The organism is Mesorhizobium sp. M0772 (assembly GCF_040320135.1).
GTDB lineage: Bacteria > Pseudomonadota > Alphaproteobacteria > Rhizobiales > Rhizobiaceae > Mesorhizobium.
This window is the reverse complement of record NZ_JAMYPB010000077.1, coordinates 1-17,535: the sequence shown is the minus strand read 5'-3', so window position 1 is coordinate 17,535 and position 17,535 is coordinate 1. Positions and strand designations below refer to the sequence as shown.

General features: G+C 64.2%; 18 protein-coding genes, 2 tRNA genes and 1 pseudogene. 14 read left to right on the top strand and 7 right to left on the bottom strand.

What is annotated here, in order from left to right; translation table 11 throughout:
• Nucleotides 1–206 precede the first annotated feature (206 nt).
• Nucleotides 207–2,309: a molybdopterin-containing oxidoreductase family protein gene (locus NKI06_RS29260; protein WP_352987812.1), complete on the top strand. Its 2,103-nt coding sequence runs from the start codon at nucleotides 207–209 to the stop codon at nucleotides 2,307–2,309.
• A 58-nt stretch (nucleotides 2,310–2,367) separates the two neighbouring features.
• Here the strand turns inward: NKI06_RS29260 and NKI06_RS29255 are convergent, their stop codons facing one another.
• Nucleotides 2,368–2,844 carry an Lrp/AsnC family transcriptional regulator gene (locus NKI06_RS29255; RefSeq protein WP_023738646.1) on the bottom strand — a complete coding sequence of 159 codons (477 nt, stop codon included), beginning with the start codon at nucleotides 2,842–2,844 and terminating at the stop codon, nucleotides 2,368–2,370.
• 103 nt (nucleotides 2,845–2,947) lie between these two features.
• On the opposite strand from NKI06_RS29255, the gene NKI06_RS29250 reads away from it, so the two are divergent.
• From NKI06_RS29250 to NKI06_RS29225, 6 genes are all read left to right on the top strand, one after another.
• Nucleotides 2,948–4,150 carry a diaminopropionate ammonia-lyase gene (locus tag NKI06_RS29250; protein WP_352744817.1) on the top strand — a complete coding sequence of 401 codons (1,203 nt, stop codon included), beginning with the start codon at nucleotides 2,948–2,950 and terminating at the stop codon, nucleotides 4,148–4,150.
• Nucleotides 4,151–4,152: 2 nt separating this feature from the next.
• A complete protein-coding gene (locus NKI06_RS29245) occupies nucleotides 4,153–5,379 on the top strand; it encodes a Zn-dependent hydrolase (protein ID WP_352987811.1) in 1,227 nt (408 codons plus the stop codon).
• 12 nt (nucleotides 5,380–5,391) lie between these two features.
• Complete coding sequence (locus NKI06_RS29240; RefSeq protein WP_352987810.1) at nucleotides 5,392–6,564, top strand: amidohydrolase; 1,173 nt, start codon at nucleotides 5,392–5,394, stop codon at nucleotides 6,562–6,564.
• Nucleotides 6,565–6,660: 96 nt separating this feature from the next.
• Nucleotides 6,661–7,464 carry an agmatinase family protein gene (locus NKI06_RS29235; RefSeq protein ID WP_352987809.1) on the top strand — a complete coding sequence of 268 codons (804 nt, stop codon included), beginning with the start codon at nucleotides 6,661–6,663 and terminating at the stop codon, nucleotides 7,462–7,464.
• Between the two features lie 63 nt (nucleotides 7,465–7,527).
• Nucleotides 7,528–8,301, top strand: coding sequence for a 4-hydroxy-tetrahydrodipicolinate reductase (gene dapB / locus NKI06_RS29230; protein WP_023834749.1), 774 nt, complete (start codon nucleotides 7,528–7,530; stop codon nucleotides 8,299–8,301).
• 236 nt (nucleotides 8,302–8,537) lie between these two features.
• On the top strand, nucleotides 8,538–8,771 hold the full coding sequence (locus NKI06_RS29225) for a DUF680 domain-containing protein (RefSeq protein ID WP_023684758.1): 234 nt from the start codon (nucleotides 8,538–8,540) through the stop codon (nucleotides 8,769–8,771).
• 191 nt (nucleotides 8,772–8,962) lie between these two features.
• On the opposite strand, the gene NKI06_RS29220 is transcribed toward NKI06_RS29225, so the two are convergent.
• Genes NKI06_RS29220 through purM form a run of 3 tightly spaced genes read right to left on the bottom strand, consistent with a single transcriptional unit; the run spans nucleotide 8,963 to nucleotide 11,277 of the window.
• Nucleotides 8,963–9,487, bottom strand: coding sequence for a SixA phosphatase family protein (locus NKI06_RS29220; protein WP_352987808.1), 525 nt, complete (start codon nucleotides 9,485–9,487; stop codon nucleotides 8,963–8,965).
• A 6-nt stretch (nucleotides 9,488–9,493) separates the two neighbouring features.
• Nucleotides 9,494–10,201, bottom strand: a complete 708-nt coding sequence (gene purN / locus NKI06_RS29215; RefSeq protein ID WP_023689060.1) for a phosphoribosylglycinamide formyltransferase — start codon at nucleotides 10,199–10,201, stop codon at nucleotides 9,494–9,496.
• A complete protein-coding gene (purM, locus tag NKI06_RS29210; protein ID WP_352987813.1) occupies nucleotides 10,198–11,277 on the bottom strand; it encodes a phosphoribosylformylglycinamidine cyclo-ligase in 1,080 nt (359 codons plus the stop codon). Before purM ends, purN begins: the two co-directional genes overlap by 4 nt.
• Nucleotides 11,278–11,464: 187 nt before the next feature.
• Between purM and NKI06_RS29205 the strand changes: the two are divergent.
• The 5 genes and pseudogenes from NKI06_RS29205 (at nucleotide 11,465) to NKI06_RS29185 (ending at nucleotide 14,822) form a co-directional block, all read left to right on the top strand.
• A pseudogene (locus NKI06_RS29205) lies at nucleotides 11,465–11,996 on the top strand (CDP-alcohol phosphatidyltransferase family protein).
• Nucleotides 11,968–13,161: an AI-2E family transporter gene (locus NKI06_RS29200; protein WP_023705318.1), complete on the top strand. Its 1,194-nt coding sequence runs from the start codon at nucleotides 11,968–11,970 to the stop codon at nucleotides 13,159–13,161. The pseudogene NKI06_RS29205 and the gene NKI06_RS29200 overlap by 29 nt, the downstream one beginning before the upstream one ends.
• 2 nt (nucleotides 13,162–13,163) lie before the next feature.
• Nucleotides 13,164–13,868, top strand: coding sequence for a DnaA regulatory inactivator HdaA (gene hdaA, locus NKI06_RS29195; RefSeq protein WP_352987807.1), 705 nt, complete (start codon nucleotides 13,164–13,166; stop codon nucleotides 13,866–13,868).
• 316 nt (nucleotides 13,869–14,184) lie between these two features.
• Nucleotides 14,185–14,442: a type II toxin-antitoxin system Phd/YefM family antitoxin gene (locus tag NKI06_RS29190; protein WP_352987806.1), complete on the top strand. Its 258-nt coding sequence runs from the start codon at nucleotides 14,185–14,187 to the stop codon at nucleotides 14,440–14,442.
• Nucleotides 14,439–14,822 (top strand): type II toxin-antitoxin system VapC family toxin, encoded by a 384-nt coding sequence (locus NKI06_RS29185; protein WP_352538114.1) that lies wholly within the window; start codon nucleotides 14,439–14,441, stop codon nucleotides 14,820–14,822. The genes NKI06_RS29190 and NKI06_RS29185 overlap by 4 nt, the downstream gene beginning before the upstream one ends.
• Nucleotides 14,823–14,964: 142 nt before the next feature.
• Here NKI06_RS29185 and NKI06_RS29180 read toward each other — a convergent pair whose 3' ends face one another.
• From NKI06_RS29180 to NKI06_RS29170, 3 genes are all read right to left on the bottom strand, one after another.
• Nucleotides 14,965–15,276: a hypothetical protein gene (locus NKI06_RS29180; RefSeq protein WP_352987805.1), complete on the bottom strand. Its 312-nt coding sequence runs from the start codon at nucleotides 15,274–15,276 to the stop codon at nucleotides 14,965–14,967.
• Between the two features lie 177 nt (nucleotides 15,277–15,453).
• A tRNA-Pro gene (locus NKI06_RS29175) sits at nucleotides 15,454–15,530 on the bottom strand.
• A 51-nt stretch (nucleotides 15,531–15,581) separates the two neighbouring features.
• A complete protein-coding gene (locus tag NKI06_RS29170) occupies nucleotides 15,582–16,766 on the bottom strand; it encodes a flavin-containing monooxygenase (protein ID WP_352987804.1) in 1,185 nt (394 codons plus the stop codon).
• Between the two features lie 173 nt (nucleotides 16,767–16,939).
• Between NKI06_RS29170 and NKI06_RS29165 the strand changes: the two genes are divergently transcribed.
• Both NKI06_RS29165 and NKI06_RS29160 read left to right on the top strand, forming a co-directional pair.
• The gene (locus tag NKI06_RS29165; RefSeq protein ID WP_023670294.1) at nucleotides 16,940–17,245 is read left to right on the top strand and encodes an ETC complex I subunit; all 306 of its coding nucleotides are present in this window, start codon (nucleotides 16,940–16,942) and stop codon (nucleotides 17,243–17,245) included.
• A 60-nt stretch (nucleotides 17,246–17,305) separates the two neighbouring features.
• Nucleotides 17,306–17,382, top strand: a tRNA-Arg gene (locus tag NKI06_RS29160).
• The last annotated feature ends 153 nt before the right edge of the window (nucleotides 17,383–17,535 follow it).

Sequence of the window (17,535 nt, the reverse complement as noted above, 5' to 3'; positions counted from 1 at the left end):
CGCCCCCCCCCGCCCCTCCACCCATCTCCCGCCCGGCCCCGCCCCGCCCGCCCGGGCGCGGGGGGGGGGGGCGCCCCCGCGGGCGCGGGGGGGGGGCCCCCCCCCGCGCCGCACCCCACCCCGTCGCTGCGCGCCGACCCTCCCCATCAAGGGGAGGGTAAGATCTGGCCCTACACGTCGCCCGCAAAACCCGCTAAAAACGCCGCATGAACCAGCAGCTTCGCATCGGCCACTCCGCCTGTCCGCATGATTGCCCTTCGACCTGCGCGCTCGAGGTCGAACTGCTCGATGGCAACCGCATCGGCCGTGTCCATGGCGCCAAGTCCAATACGTATACGGCTGGTGTGGTCTGCGCCAAGGTCGCGCGCTATGCCGACCGTGTCCACCATCCCGACCGGCTGCTGAAGCCGCTTGTTCGCGCCGGCGCCAAGGGCGCCGGCATCTGGAAAGAATCCTGCTGGGAAGCGGCACTCGACCTCGTCGCCGAGAAATTCATCGCGGCCGAGGAAAAATACGGCTCCGAGACCGTCTGGCCTTATTTCTATGCCGGCACGATGGGGCTGGTGCAGCGCGACGGCATCGACCGGCTGCGCCATGCGAAAAAATACTCCGGCTTCTTCGGCTCGATCTGCACCAATCTGGCCTGGACCGGCTGGATGATGGGAGCGGGCGCCTTGCGTGGTCCCGATCCGCGCGAGATGGCGAAGTCCGACTGCGTGGTGATCTGGGGCACCAATGCCGTGGTCACGCAGGTCAATGTCATGACCCACGCCATCAAGTCGCGGAAGGAGCGTGGCGCCAGGATCGTCGTCATCGATGTCTACGAGAACGCGACGATGAAGCAGGCCGATATAGGCCTTGTGCTGAAGCCCGGCACCGATGGCGCGCTGGCCTGCGCGGTCATGCATGTGCTGTTCAGGGAAGGCATGGCCGACCGCGCCTATCTCGAAAGATACACCGACGATCCGAAGGGGCTGGAAGCGCATCTGGAGACGCGCACGCCGGAATGGGCGTCTGCCATCACCGGTCTTGCCGTCACCGAGATCGAGGCTTTCGCACGCCTCGTCGGCACGACGAGGAAAACCTATTTCCGCCTCGGCTATGGCTTTGCCCGCCAGCGCAACGGCGCGGTCAACATGCACGCGGCATCCTGCATCGCCGCCGTCACCGGCGCCTGGCAATATGAGGGTGGCGGTGCCTTCCATTCCAATTCCGGCATCTTCAAGCTCAACCAGGATGTGCTGGAAGGCGCCGCGATGCGCGATCCCAATATTCGCCATCTCGACCAGTCGCGTATCGGCCCGGTGCTGACCGGTGCAGCGGACGCGCTCTATGGCGGCCCGCCGGTGACGGCGATGCTGATCCAGAACACCAACCCGGTGAATGTCGCGCCCGAGCAGCGGCTGGTGAAGCAGGGTTTCCTGCGTGACGACCTGTTCACCTGCGTGCACGAGCAGTTCATGACCGACACGGCAAAGCTCGCCGATGTCGTTTTGCCGGCAACGATGTTTCTCGAGCATGACGACGTCTACAAGGGCGGTGGCAACCAGCACATCACGCTCGGTCCCAAGCTGATCGAACCGCCGGAAGGGCCGCGCACCAACCATTTCGTCATCGAGCAATTGGCGCAGCGTCTCGGCGTCGCAGACCGGCCGGGCTTTGGCCTGACCGAGCAGCAGCATATCGACATCATCCTCGGCAAGCGCGGGCTGGGCTCCTTCGCCAGCCTCAAGGAAGACAAATGGGTCGACCTGCAGCCGGATTTCGATGCGGCGCATTTCATCGATGGTTTCGGCCATGCCGACAAGAAATTTCACTTCCGCGCCAATTGGAGCGGGCAGGCGGCGCCCAACCGGCCGCCGAAAATCATGGGCCTGTTCGGGCCGGTGGCGGAACTCCCCGAATTCCCTGACCATGTCGACCTGATCGAGGTGGCGGACGCCGAGCATCCGTTTCGGCTCGCCACATCGCCGGCGCGCAACTTTCTCAATTCGACATTCGCCGAGACACCTGTGTCGAGAGCCAAGGAAGGCCGGCCGGAACTCCTGGTGCACCCGGACGATGCCGCCGCGCTTGGATTGGGCGACGGCGACCGTATCGAGGTCGGCAACCGGCGTGGCGAGGTGGTGCTGCACGCAAAGCTGTTCGAAGGCCTCAAGCGCGGCGTGGTGATCGCCGAGGGCATCTGGCCAAACAGCGCCCATGAGCGTGGCGAAGGCATCAATGTGCTCACCGGCGCCGATGCGCCGGCACCTTATGGCGGCGCTGCCTTTCACGACAACAAGGTCTGGCTGCGGCCGGCGGGCTAAAGCAATTCCAGGAAAAGTGTGAGCGGTTTTCCGTCCGGAATTGCGTAAAAGAGACTGGCTATCCCGGCAGAGGCACCGTCAGCCCCACCTTGACACGGTCCATGGCAACGAAGGTGCGGAATTTTCGGACATTCTTGCTGTCGAAGAACAGTCTGCGCGTCAGGGCCTCATAGGCCCCCATGTCGGCCGCGGTGATGACTAGGATGAAGTCGGCCTCGCCGGTGACGTAGTAGCATTGCTGCACTTCGGGCTCTGCCGAGAATTGCCGCTTGGCCGCGTCGATCAGGTCCGAGCGTTCGCTCTCCAGTTCGACCTCGACGAAAATGGTGATGGGCTGGCCGACCACAACGGGGTTGATGACAGCGACGTTGCCGGCAATGACGCCGGACTGTTCCATGCGCTTGATCCGCCGCTGCACCGCCGGCGCCGACAGGTTGACGGCTTCGCCGATCAGCCGCTGCGGCGTCGTGTTGTCCCGCTGCAGGATGGCAAGGATGGCGAGGTCGAAACTGTCGAGCGAAGGCGATCGAGGCAAAGCGCTATCCTGGCGAAACAAAATTGCATTTCGAAGCGCCAATAACAGCGCTTTTTGCGCCTCGGCTGCAATATGATTTCGTCACACCCAAAGGAGGCCACCCGTGTTCCTGCTCAACAGCAATGCCTTGCACCGCCGGCCGCTCGATCCGGTCGATGCCGAAACGCTGGGGAATGCCGGTGCCGATACGGTCGAGCGCTTTCTTGCCCATCGCGACAATCACCTCGCAACTCCGTTGCATGCATTGCCGACGCTGGCCGGCGAACTCGGCCTCGGCGCCGTCCACATCAAGGATGAAGGCTTTCGCCTCGGTCTCGGCAGTTTCAAGGCGCTCGGCGGCGCCTATGCCGTTTTTCGACTGGTGCTGGAGGAGGCGAGCCGATCGCTTGGTCGGCCCGTTGACGTGGCCGATCTCAACCGGTTCGACGTCCGGGCGGTCGCTGCCGGCATGACGGTTGCCTGCGCCACCGACGGCAATCATGGCCGCTCGGTCGCGCAAGGTGCACAGTTGGTTGGCGCGAAAGCGGCAATCTTCGTTCACGCCGGCGTCAGCGAGGCGCGCATTGCAGCAATAGCCCGCTATGGCGCCGAGATGATCCGCGTCGACGGCAATTATGACGACTCGGTTAGGCAGGCCGCCGAGGTTTCAGCTGAGCAAGGCTGGACCGTGGTGTCCGACACCTCCTGGCCGGGCTACGAGCGCATCCCCGGTCTGGTCATGCAGGGCTATTCGACGATCGTGCGTGAAGCGTTGGGCCAGTTGCCGCAGCCGCCGACCCATGTCTTCGTGCAGGCCGGTGTCGGCGGCATTGCCGCCGCCCTGGCCGGCCATCTCGCCATCGTGCTCGGTGACGCCAGGCCGACCTTCATCGTCGTCGAGCCGGCCCGCGCCGCCTGCGTTGTCGCAGCCGCCCGGGCGGGCCACGTGGTCAAGGTCGCACACGACCAGCCGACGGTGATGGCGATGCTCGAATGCTACGAGGCCTCGCAAGTTGCCTGGCGCGTTCTGGCGCGGGTTGCCGATGCCTTCATGACGGTGGATGAGGAGGAGGCGGTCGCGGTGATGCGGCGGCTGGCACGGCCGGCTGGCAATGATCCAGTGATCGTCGCCGGCGAAAGCGGCGGCGTCGGTCTGGCCGGGCTGATCCGGGCGGTGGCCGACCACAAGGCCGCGCTCGGGCTCGACGACAAATCCCGCGTGCTTGTAATCAACACCGAAGGCGCCACAGACCCGCATCGCTATACCGAGCTGGTCGGGCAGAGCCCCGCCGATGTGCTGGCCGGCAAGCTGAAGGCCGAGGCATAGCCATGATCGGGATCGATGCACAGCGTCTGCTTGGCCGCATCCGGGAACTCGGCACCGTTGGCCGCGACAGTGAGGATAGGCTGATCCGGCTCGCCGCCTCCGACACAGACAAACAGGGCCGTGACCTCTTTGTCGGCTGGCTCAGGCAGGCCAGGCTGGAAGTCGCCATCGACCGGGTCGGTAATATCTTCGGCATCTGGCAAAGCTCCGACAATGCCGGGCAGGCGCCGCTGCTCATCGGTTCGCATATCGACACCGTTATCGATGCCGGCATCTATGATGGCTGCTACGGCGTGCTGGCCGGGCTGGAGGTTATCGAGACGCTGCAGGCTTCGGGCTTTTCGCCGTCGCGCCCGGTCGCGGTCGCCGCTTTCACCAATGAGGAAGGCGTGCGCTACACGCCTGACATGATGGGCTCGCTATGCCATGCCGGTGGCGTCAGCGCCGAGGCCGTGCTGGCCGCCATCGGCACGGATGGCAGCGTGCTCGGCCAGGAGCTCGCCCGCATCGGCTATGCCGGCGACCGCGAACCCGGCTTCCTCAAGCCGCATGCCTATCTCGAACTTCATGTCGAGCAGGGGCCGGTGCTGGAGCGTGAAGGCGTGCCGATCGGCGCGGTCGAGAATTTGCAAGGCATTTCCTGGCAGCGCATCACCATCGACGGCGCCGCCAACCATGCCGGCACCACGCCGATGTCGATGCGCAGCGACGCCGGCTACGCCGCCGCCCGCATCATCACCTTCCTGCACGATCGGGCCAGGGCTTCAAATGGGCCAACCGTGGCCACGGTCGGCACGATGCGCTTCGAACCCAACGCCATCAACGTCATTCCCGCGCGCGCCGTCTTCACCATCGACCTGCGCGATCCCGACGAACAGCGCTTGCAGGCGCATGAGGCGGCCCTTGCTGCCTATCTCGAGGAGCTTGAGGTTTTGGAGAACGTATCGATCTCGGTCGAGCGGCTCGCCCGCTTCGAACCGGTGCTATTCGACATCGGCATCGTCGAACTGATCGAGGCGGCCGCGAAGAACCGCGGTCTCGGCGTCAGGCGCATGACATCGGGCGCCGGCCATGACGCGCAGATGATGGCCCGCCTCGCGCCGGCGGCAATGATCTTCGTGCCGAGCGCCGGTGGCATCAGCCACAATCCGCGCGAACACACTGAAGATGCCGAGCTTGTCGCCGGCGCCAACATCCTGCTTGATGTCGCCAGTGAGCTTGCAAAATAGGTCGGGGAGAAAATGGCTGAGCTCGATCGTGATGTGCTGAAGCAGGAAATGACCGGCTGGCGGCGCGATTTGCACGCGCACCCCGAGTTCGGCTTTGAGGAAAAGCGCACCGCTGCCTTTGTCGCCGCGAAGCTGCGCGAATTCGGGCTGGACGATGTTGCAGAGGGGGTCGGCGGCACCGGCGTCGTTGGCACATTGAAGCGCGGCAGCGGCAACCGGGCGATTGCGCTCAGGGCCGACATGGATGCGCTGCGCATCACCGAGCAGTCCGCGACCGCCCATCGCTCGCAGAACCCCGGCATCATGCATGCCTGCGGCCATGACGGCCACACCACCATGCTGCTCGGCGCGGCAAAGCTGCTGGCCGCCGAGGGCGGTTTCGACGGCACCGTGCGCTTCATCTTCCAGCCCGCCGAGGAATGGGGCAGGGGCGCGCTGGCGATGCTGGACGACGGGCTGCTGCAGCGCTTTCCCTTCGACGAGATTTTTGGCCTGCACAACATGCCTGGCCTGCCCGTCGGGCATTTCGAGACCCGTGCCGGCCCGTTCATGTCGGCGGAGGACAATTTCGAGATCGTGCTCAAGGGCATCGGCGGCCATGCGGCGCGGCCACATTCCGGGAACGAGACCTTGGTCGCCGCCTGCGCGCTGGTCACCAATCTGCAGACCATCGTCTCGCGCCGGCTGAGTCCCGCCGACATTTCGGTGGTTTCGGTGACCGAGCTGATCACCGACGGCACCCGCAACGCATTGCCCGGCCTCGCCTGCATCCTCGGTGACGCCCGCAGTTTTCGTCCCGAGGTCAGCGCCGAGATCGAGCGCCAGATGCGGGTCATCGCGGCAGGCACCGCCGCTGCCTACAATGTCACCGCCGACGTGACCTATAGCAGGGAATTCGTGCCGCTGCAGAACGATGCCGACCTGGTGGACGCGGCCTTTGTCGCCGCAAGGCGCGTGCTGGCCTATGGCGCCGCCAGCATCGCGGCGGAGCCGATGACCGCCTCGGAGGATTTCGCCCGCTTCCTCGATCAGGTACCGGGCTGCTTCGTCTTTCTCGGCAATGGCGAGACCTCGCCGCCGCTGCACAATTCCAGCTACGACTTCAACGATGACGGGCTGTTGCACGGCACGAATTTCCACGCCGCGATCGTCAGGCAAAGGCTGGGCGGCGCGATCGTGAAGTGACGCCTGATCGCCTTCGCAACTGGCCCAAGCGGCACTGCTATCGCCAGCCAGCTGCCGGGTTTAGGGAGATGGCCTGTTGCCGGAGATCGCACGCCGATGGCCAGGGTTTCGCTTCTGGGAATACCGCATGACGAGAACTCGTCCTATCTCAAGGGCGCGGCCGCAGCGCCGGCCCTGATCCGGCGGGAACTCAAAAGCGACGCGCACAGCTCGTGGAGCGAAACCGGCTTCGATGTGGCGGACAGTTTCGTCGACCACGGCGACATCGACTTTTCAGGCGCCGGCGGTCCGTGGGAACGAATCGAGGCCGAGGTCGGCCGCGCGCTGGATGCCGGCCACCCGTTGATCAGCCTCGGCGGCGATCATGCCATCGCCTGGCCGGTGCTGCGTGCCGTGCGCCGCCGCCATGCCAGGCTAACGATCGTCCAGATCGACGCCCAGCCCGACATCTACGATGCCTATCAGGGCAACAGGCGGTCCCACACCTCGTCCTTCGCGCGCATCCTGGAGGAGGGGCTGGCTGACCGGCTGATCCAGATCGGCCTGCGCACCCTCAATGATGAGCTTCGTGACCAGCTCAAGCGCTTCGGCGTCGAAATGATCGAGGCGCGGCATTTCAGCGAGGGTCTGCAGCTCGATCTCAAGACGCCGGCCTATCTCTCGGTCGATCTCGACGGCCTCGACCCGGCTTGTGCGCCCGGCGTGTCGCACCGCGAACCCGGTGGTCTTACAACCCGGCAAGTGATCAACCTGATCCAGCGGATCGACCAGCCCATCGTCGGCGCCGATGTCGTCGAATACAATGCAAGCCAGGATGTCTCCAATCTCACCGCGCTGGTTGCCGCCAAGCTGGTCAAGGAGATCGCCGGCATGATGCTCAAGACGCATGGCGCCGGCTGAATCAATCTGGCAGGGCGGCATGGTAGATCATTGTTGTGACTCGCATTTCCAGTGAAAGCCGCCATGCCGCATCTGTTGAAGATAGCCATAGCCGGTGCGCTCGGCCGCATGGGCAGGGAGATGGCGCTGGCCGTCGAGACCGATCCCAGGCTGGCGCTCGTCGCCCGCTTTCACAGGCCGGGCAGCGCCGGCGAGGGGCTGGTCGAACGCGACGAAGCACTGGCGCTTGCCGATGTCATCATCGATTTCACCACGCCTTCGGCCTCCGTCGATCTTGCACAAGCTTGCGCGGCCTGCGGTGGCCCGGCGCTGGTCATCGGCTCGACCGGCTTCGAGCCGGCCGATCTCGCCGCCATCGCTACTGCTTCGAAGTCCGTCGCCATCGTTCGCTCCGGCAGCTACTCGCTCGGGCTCAGCATGCTGACCGGGCTGGTCGAGCAGGCGGCGCGAGCACTTGGTCCCGACACCGACATCGAAATCCTGGAAGCGCATCACCGCATGAAGGTCGACGCACCGTCGGGCACGGCGCTGATGCTGGGCGAGGCGGCCGCTCGCGGACATGGCGTCAGGCTGGACGATGTGGCGAAACGCATCCGCGACGGCCTTACAGGTCCACGCCCTGCCGGCGAGATCGGCTTTGCCGTGCTGCGCGGCGGCAGCATCGTCGGCGAGCACAGCGTGAGCTTGCTGGCCGAGGGCGAGACGCTCACGCTTTCCCATTCGGCGGGCCACCGCTCGATGTTCGCGCGCGGCGCCATTGCGGCAGCACGCTGGGTCGCCGTCCGGCCGCCCCGCGAATACGACATGCGCGACGTACTGGGCTTCACGACCTTTTGAGATGCAAGGGTAACGCAACGAGGGGCGTTGGAGGTCGGAGCCGCCTAGAGAATAGAATATAGCAACAACTACGACATTTCGCGCCTTCCAACACCGAACCGAACGGTTCGGTTCGCACATTTTTGTGATTGGCAACGGCAGCAACGCACACCCATTTCGGGGTGGTCCGAGCGACGCGAATTCCTCCCAAGGCACGCCACTTGACGGACAGAACTGAAAAATCTGGATTACCTGAAATGACCAAGATCGCACTTACCGCTGCTGCCATCCTCCTTGCCACCGGCACCGCTTTCGCAGGCAGCGACCACTACGGCTCCGACGGCGTCAACCAGCCTGCTGTGACAGCGCCCGCCGGCAACATCGATCACAGTTATACCGCCTCGATCCGCAAGCCGGCCAGCCTCGGCGATTTCACGATCAAGGGCGACTCGAACCAGCCGGAATCCGGCCAGGGCATCTGGGGTCGTTGATTTTCTGGGAAATCGACGACCACAAAGAGCGGTGGGCCCGGCCCACCGCTCTTGTTTTTATGCAATTGATCGGGCCGCAAAGATCTTGAATCAATCCGCCAGCAATTGGTCCTATCTCCTTGTTTGCCCGTGGTCTTTTCAAAACACGGTTTGCGGCTGTCACCTGCGGCTAGCCCGTTAGGCAGCTTGGTCTAGCTTAGATCCTTCGGCTTGATGCAATGCGTCAACCGGGCCGCGCCGAAGCCGAGATTCGCCCAGTCGCCGTCGATGACAGAGCGGGCAAGGGCGCCGGTCGGGAATTTCTCTTCAAGTTTCCTGAGAGCAGCCACACTCGATCGCGGACCGGCGAGCCGGCGGGCAAAGTCCTCCAGGCCGGGATTATGGCCGAGCACCAGGAGACAGCCAGCCGATGCGACTGCCTGCTGCACCTCGGCCAGAATGTCGCCAGCCGTGGCTTCGAAAAGCGCCTCGGCGAACTCCACCGTTACGCTCGCCGCAAGTTCCGCCGAGACCAGCCGCCATGTCTCGCGCGTGCGCAGCGCCGGCGACACCAGCGCCAGGTCAGGCAGCCAACTGCGCCGGGCCAGTTCGCGCCCCATCAGCGGCGCCGTCTTCAGCCCGCGCGGCCCGAGCGGCCGGTCGAAATCAGCAAGCGCCGGGTGGTCCCAGCTCGACTTGGCGTGGCGAAGCAGGAGCAATTGTCTCGGTGTCGCCATGTAGGCCTACGGCGTGATCCGCGCCAGATGTTCGAGATCGCGTTCTTCGCGCAGCGGGTCGGGCGCCATCACCACGGAAGTTCCGTTTTCGGCATCGTCGGCGAAATGTGCCAGCACGGTGCGACCGCCTTCCATGTGCGCCTTGCCGTCGGCGACCAGCCCGAGCGCCAGCGCATAAAGCCGGTGCTCGGCCTTCAGCACTCTGGCGGCCAACGTGTCTTCGTTGTCGCCGACCATCACCGGCACCGCTGCCTGCGCGATGATCGGGCCGTCATCCATCTCTGATGTGACGAAATGCACCGTGCAGCCATGAATGCGAATGCCGGCGCGCAGGGCGCGCGCATGCGTATCGAGCCCTTTGAAGGCCGGCAGCAGGGCAGGGTGGATGTTGAGCATGCGCCCTTGCCACTTCTCGACCAGGCCGCGGGAGAGAATGCGCAGATAGCCGGCCAGCGCCACGATCTCGGCGTTGAACGCAATCAGAGCGGCGTCGATCGCCGCATCATGCGCTTCCTTGCTGGCATGGTCGGCGCGCACGATGACTTTGGTCGGGATGCCGCGCGCGGCCGCGATGCCAAGCCCGGCGGCGTTGGCTCGGTCGGAGATGACGCCGACGATCTCGGCGGGATAGGCCGGGTCGCTCGCCGCCGCGATCAGCGCCGTCATGTTCGAGCCGCGTCCCGAGATCAGAACAACCGTGCGTTTCCTGCTCATAGGCCGATCGAGCCCCGATAGATGACGCCGGCGTCGCGGCGCGGCACGATGCGGCCGATCGGCGTCACCGTCTCGCCGGCCTCCTGCAGCACGGCTGCGACCTGTGCGGCCTGGCCGGAGGCGACGACGAGGATCATGCCGATGCCGCAGTTGAAGGTGCGCATCATCTCCTCCGGCGCCACGCCGCCAGTCTTCGCCAGCCAGGAAAACACCGGCGGCACATCGATGGCATTGAGGTCGAGCTCGGCGGAAAAGTCCTTCGGCAGGACGCGCGGGATGTTTTCAGGGAAGCCGCCGCCGGTGATGTGGGCCAGCGCCTTGATGCCATGCGTGTTGCGGATCGCCTTCAGGATCGACTTCACATAGATGCGCGTAGGCTCGAGCAGTGCCTCGGCCAGCGTCGCCTCATCGTTGAACGGCGCCGGATCGCTCCAGGCAAGCCCGCTGACGGCAACGATACGGCGCACCAGTGAAAAGCCATTCGAATGCAGGCCCGAGGAAGCCAGCCCAAGCAGCACGTCGCCTTCGACGATATCGTCGGTCGGCAGCAACTGGCCGCGTTCGGCAGCACCGACGGCGAAGCCGGCAAGGTCGTAATCCTTGTCGTTATACATGCCGGGCATTTCAGCGGTCTCGCCGCCGATCAGCGCGCAGCCGGCCTGTCGGCAGCCGATTGCTATGCCGCCGACGATTGCCGCCCCCTGGTCGGGGTCGAGCTTGCCGGTGGCAAAATAGTCGAGGAAGAACAGTGGCTCGGCGCCCTGCACGACGATGTCGTTGACGCACATGGCGACGAGGTCGATGCCGATCGTGTCGTGCTTGCCGGCATCGATGGCGATCTTCAGCTTGGTGCCGACGCCGTCATTGGCGGCGACCAGCACCGGATCCGTGAAACCCGCCGCCTTGAGGTCGAACAGGCCGCCAAAACCGCCGATCTCGCCATCGGCGCCCGGCCGGCGCGTCGCGCGCACCAGCGGCTTGATCTTCTCGACCATGAGGTTGCCGGCATCGATGTCGACGCCCGCCTCGGCATAGGTGAGCCCGTTCTTGCGCTTGGCCCGGTCGCCCTTGCTCATCGTCGGCGCATCCCTGTTTCCCTCGGCGGCTCTTCGCATGAATGGTTTCGGGGGGCAAGGATGACGACAGGATACCGGGCTTTTGCCCAAGATAAATACGTGGACAGTCGCCCCTTCACCGCTGGTCCTTGCAGCCACAATCCATCTCCATCATCTATCTGCAGAACAAGCATGGCGGGACATGCCTTTGACCATTCCCAACCTCATCACCATCCTGCGCTTCGTGCTGGTGCTGGCGATGCTGAACATGCGCTGGGACTGGGCCTTTGCCGGCTTTCTCGTTGCAGGCATTTCCGCTTCATCGCCCGCCGTTTCAACCAGCACTCGAAACTGGGCGCCCATCTCGATCCGATGGCCGACAAGGTGCTTCTGGTCTCGGTTTTCGTGGTCATGGGCTTCATCGGGCAATTGCCGCTATGGCTGGTGGTGACCATGGTGTCACGCGATGCGCTGATCAACTGCGCCGTGCTCTTGTCCACCGTCATGGCGCATCCGGTCGAGATGAAGCCGCTCTATGTATCGAAGGCCAACACCGCCGCCCAGATCGTGCTGGCGCCGTGGTGCTGGGCGAACTTGCCCTTGGCCTCCACCTCGACCCGCTGAGGCCTGCGCTCATATTGCTGTCCGGGGTCTTGACCGTGGCTTCGGCCGCGGCCTATCTCGTGGCTTGGCTGAGGCATATGAGCGGCTATGGCGAAGGCTCCACCCCGGGTAGTTGACAAGAATGCCGCGACTGCAGCGCTGGCAGAGGCGGCTGCGTCCCTGGCGTTTCGCCGCCAGATTTTCTTCTGGCTGGGCACGGCAATTTTCCTGGCGCTGTTCCTCTACATTTTTTCCAGCATCCTGTTGCCGTTCGTTGCCGGCATGGTGCTGGCCTATTTCCTCGACCCGGTCGCCGACCGGCTGCAACGCCTCGGCCTCTCCCGGCTGATGGCGACGGTGGTCATCCTGATCGCCTTCATCGTCCTTTTGGTGCTGGCCTTCGTCATCCTGGTTCCGGTTCTGGCCACGCAGATGGCCGATTTCGCCAGCAAGCTGCCGGAATATCTGACCCGGCTGCAGTCGCTGATCACCAGCTTCGATCCGAAATGGCTGGAGCAGAAATTCGGCGTCAATGCCAATGGCCTGCGCGACGGGCTGAATTCGCTGCTCACTTCCGGTTTCGGCCTGCTGAGCACCGTCTTCACCTCGATCTGGAGTTCCGGCGTTGCTCTGGTGTCGGTGGTCAGCCTGTTCGTGGTCACTCCGGTTGTCGCTTTCTACATGCTGCTCGACTGGGATCGCATGGTGGCGGTCGTCGACAGCTGGGTGCCGCGCGATTATGTCGGGACGGTCAGGGCGATCTCCAGGGACATCAACACCGCGACCGCCGGCTTCGTGCGCGGCCAGGGCACGCTGTGCCTGGTGCTCGGCGGCATGTATGCCACCGGCCTGACGCTGACCGGGCTGAATTTCGCCATCCTCATCGGCCTCTTCGCCGGGCTGATCTCGTTCATCCCTTATGTCGGCTCGCTGACCGGACTGGTCCTGGCCGTCGGCGTCGCCTTCGTCCAGTTCTGGCCGGACTGGACCATGATCGTTGCTGTCGCCGTGGTGTTCTTCATCGGCCAGTTCATCGAAGGCAACATCCTGCAGCCCAGATTGGTCGGAAAAAGCGTCGGCCTGCACCCGGTCTGGCTGATGTTTGCGCTGTTCGCTTTCGGCGCCCTGTTCGGCTTCGTCGGCCTTTTGATTGCCGTTCCTGCTTCGGCGGCGGTTGCCGTGCTGGTGCGGTTTGCCATTGCCCGCTATCTCGAATCGCCGCTCTACAAGGGACACTCCACCGAGCCCGTCCCGCCGCTGCCCGCCGCTCGCGGCGGCGGCCACCGGTCGCCGCGCGGCTGAACGTGACGGATCATAAGACCGAACCGCCGCGCCAACTGCCGCTCGACCTTGGCCACGGCACCGGCTACTCGCGCGACGAGTTGGTGGTGTCGGCCACCAACCGCGAGGCGGCAGCCCTTGTCGATCGCTGGCCGGACTGGCCGTCGCCGGTGATCGTGCTCGCTGGCCCGGCCGGTTCCGGCAAGACACATCTGGGCTCGATCTGGCAGGCGCGGGCCAACGCTGTGGCGGTCGATGCCCAGCGCATCGGCAATGCCATCACCGGGCTTGGCGGCAGGCCCGCGCTGATCGACGATGTCGACAAGACAGCCATCGACGAGGCGGGCCTGTTCCATCTCATCAATGAAGTGCGCGGCGCCGGGGCCACCTTGCTGTTGACGGCGCGGCGCTTCCCCGCCGCCTGGAGGGTGACGTTGCCCGATCTTGCCTCGCGGCTGAAGGCGGCGGCAACCGTCGAGATCCATGAGCCGGACGATTTGCTTCTGGCCGGTGTCATCACCAAACTCTTCGCCGACCGCCAAGTCGAGGTCGAGCCGCATGTCGTGCAATATCTGGTGCGCCGCATCGAGCGCTCGCTGGCCACCGCCATGCGCGTGGTCGAGCGCCTCGACCGCACCGCGCTCGAGCGCAAGACGCCGATCACCAGGGCGGTCGCCGCCGAAACCGTCAGCGCAATGGACGAAGGGCAGGGCGAGTTCGAGGTGTAGGCAGTGGAAGGAGAAGACTCCGCTCCTGTCCCATTTCGAGAAGAAACCTCTGGCATCCATCTTGCAACACTGCGTTTGCCGGCTGACCCCGGTCCTGATCGCGTTCCTGATCGGGTTGTAGGCTCGCCGGGAGTGATGATTGGGGTTCTCGCCCGGCGAGCTTACCTTCAGATAGAATCGCCGCAAGCCCGATTGCGCGCCAGCTTCATTCAGACCTCACCAAGCCGCAAGATCTCATCGTCCTGCATTGAAATGGACCATTAGATGGTCTACTTTTTGGATATGGACCAGAGCATGGTCCATAAAGGAGCGGTCAATGCAGGTATCCGTTACAGACGCCAAGGGGCAGCTCACCGAACTGGTGCGTCGTGCCGAGGCTGGGGATGAAATTATCCTGACCCGCCATGGTCATGCAGCCGTGCGCCTTGTTCCCGTGAAGGCTGCCCCTGACAGGAAAGGCCGCCGGGCATTACTGGAGGCAATGCGAGCATCCGGCGCTGCCAAGGCAAAGGCCGGGCCGGATGCCGCGCGGAGCCAGGACTTCCTCTATGGCGACGATGGCCTGCCCGAATGATCGTGGTCGATACCTCGGCCCTGATGGCGATCGTTCTTGCCGAACCTCAATCCAGTGCCTGCATAGCGGCGCTGGAAGCCGAAGACGATATTCTGATCTCGGCTGGCACAGTGGCCGAGGCGCTGATCGTGGCGGACAGGCGCAATGTCGGTGAGGAAATGGCCGGCCTGATCGGCGGGCTCGGCTTCGAGGTCACGGCGGTGACACCAGCCTCTGGCCGGCGCATAGCCGAGGCGTATGGGCGATGGGGCAAGGGTATTCATCCGGCCGGGCTCAATTTCGGCGATTGCTTTGCCTATGAAGTGGCAAAGGATCGAGCCTGCCGCTTGCTCTATGTTGGCGACGATTTTTCGAAGACCGATATCGAGAGCGCTCTATAGAGCTACGTTTATGCCCACAACGCCGCCAGATACCGGACCAGCAGATAGACCACCGTATGCGCTGCCACGTAGCACGACGCGCTTTAGGTCAGATTGGTGCTCCGGCCGCCAACCCGGCCGGAGCAGGTCCAAAGCGATCGGATCAGCCGCAGACCCTGACCTCTTCGACGACCCTGTGGTGATGGCGCCAGTGCCTGACCAGTTCGATATGGCAGCGGTGATGGCGATGGTGGCGCCGCCATTGGCCATCCTGGCTGTCGCTGTAGTCGTCGCCATAGTCGTCGCTATAGTCTTTGTGGCGCTGGTGATGGCGAAGAATCTGTATATCGCCATCGTCGGACGAATATTGATCGTCGTCATCGGACTGGATAGTCAGACTGGCGGCTTGCGCCGGTGCGATCAAAGCCGCCGTTCCGGCGAACGCGATCATCGAGGCGATGAGAAGGGTTTTCATTGTTGGCTCCTTGGGTTGAACATACACAACTCTCGGAGCGAACTGGTGTTCCAATGTAGGGTCCGATCGGCGAGCGGCTGCTGCTTGGGCAATGCGTGCCGCCATGCGCTACCGGCGAGGCAGCCATTGGCGACCTTGGGAGTGACCTTGGGCAAGGACTGGCTTTGTGGGAAAAAATGGTCGGAGTGGAGAGATTCGAACTCCCGACCCTCTGGTCCCAAACCAGATGCGCTACCAGGCTGCGCTACACTCCGAGGCCCTGCGGCGTATACGGTTCCGGACCCTGTCGCGCAACCCCTAAATCGTCAAACGGGGCTTGGCGGTCTGCGCTCCCGTGCAATCCTGGCTGCGATCGCCTTGGCCTGGATGCGGGCATTGGCGAAGCAGCCGCGGATGCTTGGCCGCATGCCGGTGAACCACAGGCCCGGCAGTTTCGGGTCGCTGTCCGCGCCGTTGAACAGCGGCACGCCCTTTTCGTCGAGCACGCCGAGCTTGCCCAGCATGGCCTCGAGCCCGGTGCGGTAGCCGGTCGCGGCGATGACGATATCCGGCTGGATCGTCGCGCCATCGTCGAAAACGACCGTGTCGCGGGTAAATTCCCGCACGGTTGGCAAGACGATGATCCTGCCGTCCTTGATGGCATCGACCGCGCCGTCATCGGTGGCGATGGCGGTATAATCCGACGCCAGCCGGCTTGCGCCGCCCGAAGGCGTCGGCGGCACGCCGTAGGCCGTGAGGTCGCCGAAGGCCCATCGCTGCGTCGCCGCCATCACCGCATCGGCGAGCTTGAACGGCAGCCGCGCCAGGATCGGCGAAAACCGATGGACGGCGATCTGGCCGAGGCGCTTGGGCAGCAGTGCCGGACCGTTGCGCGCCGACAGCCAGATCTGTCCCGTGCCGGCCGCCGCCAGGTGATTGAGCACGTCGAAGCCGGAATTGCCGGCGCCGACGACCAGCACTTTCTTGCCCGCATAGGCCTTGGCGTCGCCGAATGCGGCCGAATGGATGATGCGTCCGGCAAAGGCCTTCATGCCTTTCCAGGCCGGAATGAAGGGCTGCCGGTCGCGCCCGGTGGCGATGACGACATGGCGCGCCAGCCGCGGCCCGGCACTGGTCCGCACAAGCCAGTGGTCGCCTTCGAAGCCTATCTCCTCGACCGCGATGCCGAACTCGACCGGCAGCCGGTGCATGGCGTGGAATTCGTTCAAATGGCCGATGATGGTGTTTCGGTGCGGAAAGGCAGGGGTGCCGGCAGGAAAGGAAACGCCCGGCAGCGCCGAAAGGTCGCGATGCGTGTTGAGATGCAGTCGCTCGTGCCGGCCGTGCCATGGCTCGGCCAGCCGGGCTTCCTTTTCCAACACCATCACAGGCACGCCGGTCTTGAGCAGCGCATGGGCTGCGGTCAAGCCGGCTGCCCCGGCGCCGATCACGATCGCGCCGTCGAAAATCGCTTGGCTGCCGGCCTCGGCGTGCAAAATCCCTGCGTCCATGCCTCTTTGTGTCGCCATCATGACCATGACTTTTGATGCTACGCCAGTGTATCCAGTCGATGCCGCTGCCGAAGCGGCCTGGTTGCAGGCCGCTTCGGCCTTGCCGGCGGCAGTGTTGCACAGTATTGACTGAAATAAGGCGGCGCTACCGCCAACGCAGCTACGAGGTGCCCATGTCCGCGCGTATTTTCAGCCCAGCCAAAACCGCGATGCAGTCCGGCAAGGCCAAGACCGGCCATTGGGTGCTGGAATTCGATCCCGCCCAACGCAAGAAGATCGACCCGCTGATGGGCTACACCACATCGGGCGACATGCTGAGCCAGATCAGGCTGACCTTCGACACCAGGGAAGAAGCGGTGGCCTATGCCGAAAAGCAGGGGCTGGCCTTCCGTGTCGAGGAGCCGAAAGAGACCAAGCGCCGGCAGATTTCCTACGCGGAAAATTTCCGCTATGACCGCAGGATACCCTGGACGCATTGACCGGCGGTCAGCGCCTGGCACATAGACACCAGCCGGCCAAGATATCAAATGCCGGCCAGCGGTCCCGTAGCTCAGCTGGATAGAGCACCGGCCTTCTAAGCCGATGGTCACAGGTTCGAATCCTGTCGGGATCGCCAATTTTGCCGGGGTCCATTCCGGACACATAGGTTACGGTTTATATCGGAGACATGGGTAACACTTTTGGCCCGAAGGGGTTTTGGAGTGGTTCGAGCCTGCATGTCTCATCATCGAAGTAGCCCAAATCATAATCCATGAAGGAAGCCAGCCAG

Bases quoted from the DNA above. Each gene is read 5' to 3' on its own strand.
- NKI06_RS29260 (WP_352987812.1), top strand. From the start codon at position 207: ATGAACCAGCAGCTTCGCATCGGCCACTCCGCCTGTCCGCATGATTGC.
- NKI06_RS29245 (WP_352987811.1), top strand. From the start codon at position 4,153: ATGATCGGGATCGATGCACAGCGTCTGCTTGGCCGCATCCGGGAACTC.
- NKI06_RS29240 (WP_352987810.1), top strand. From the start codon at position 5,392: ATGGCTGAGCTCGATCGTGATGTGCTGAAGCAGGAAATGACCGGCTGG.
- NKI06_RS29235 (WP_352987809.1), top strand. From the start codon at position 6,661: ATGGCCAGGGTTTCGCTTCTGGGAATACCGCATGACGAGAACTCGTCC.
- dapB (WP_023834749.1), top strand. From the start codon at position 7,528: ATGCCGCATCTGTTGAAGATAGCCATAGCCGGTGCGCTCGGCCGCATG.
- NKI06_RS29225 (WP_023684758.1), top strand. From the start codon at position 8,538: ATGACCAAGATCGCACTTACCGCTGCTGCCATCCTCCTTGCCACCGGC.
- NKI06_RS29220 (WP_352987808.1), bottom strand. From the start codon at position 9,487: ATGGCGACACCGAGACAATTGCTCCTGCTTCGCCACGCCAAGTCGAGC.
- purN (WP_023689060.1), bottom strand. From the start codon at position 10,201: ATGAGCAGGAAACGCACGGTTGTTCTGATCTCGGGACGCGGCTCGAAC.
- purM (WP_352987813.1), bottom strand. From the start codon at position 11,277: ATGAGCAAGGGCGACCGGGCCAAGCGCAAGAACGGGCTCACCTATGCC.
- NKI06_RS29200 (WP_023705318.1), top strand. From the start codon at position 11,968: ATGGCGAAGGCTCCACCCCGGGTAGTTGACAAGAATGCCGCGACTGCA.
- NKI06_RS29190 (WP_352987806.1), top strand. From the start codon at position 14,185: ATGCAGGTATCCGTTACAGACGCCAAGGGGCAGCTCACCGAACTGGTG.
- NKI06_RS29185 (WP_352538114.1), top strand. From the start codon at position 14,439: ATGATCGTGGTCGATACCTCGGCCCTGATGGCGATCGTTCTTGCCGAA.
- NKI06_RS29180 (WP_352987805.1), bottom strand. From the start codon at position 15,276: ATGAAAACCCTTCTCATCGCCTCGATGATCGCGTTCGCCGGAACGGCG.
- NKI06_RS29170 (WP_352987804.1), bottom strand. From the start codon at position 16,766: ATGGACGCAGGGATTTTGCACGCCGAGGCCGGCAGCCAAGCGATTTTC.
- NKI06_RS29165 (WP_023670294.1), top strand. From the start codon at position 16,940: ATGTCCGCGCGTATTTTCAGCCCAGCCAAAACCGCGATGCAGTCCGGC.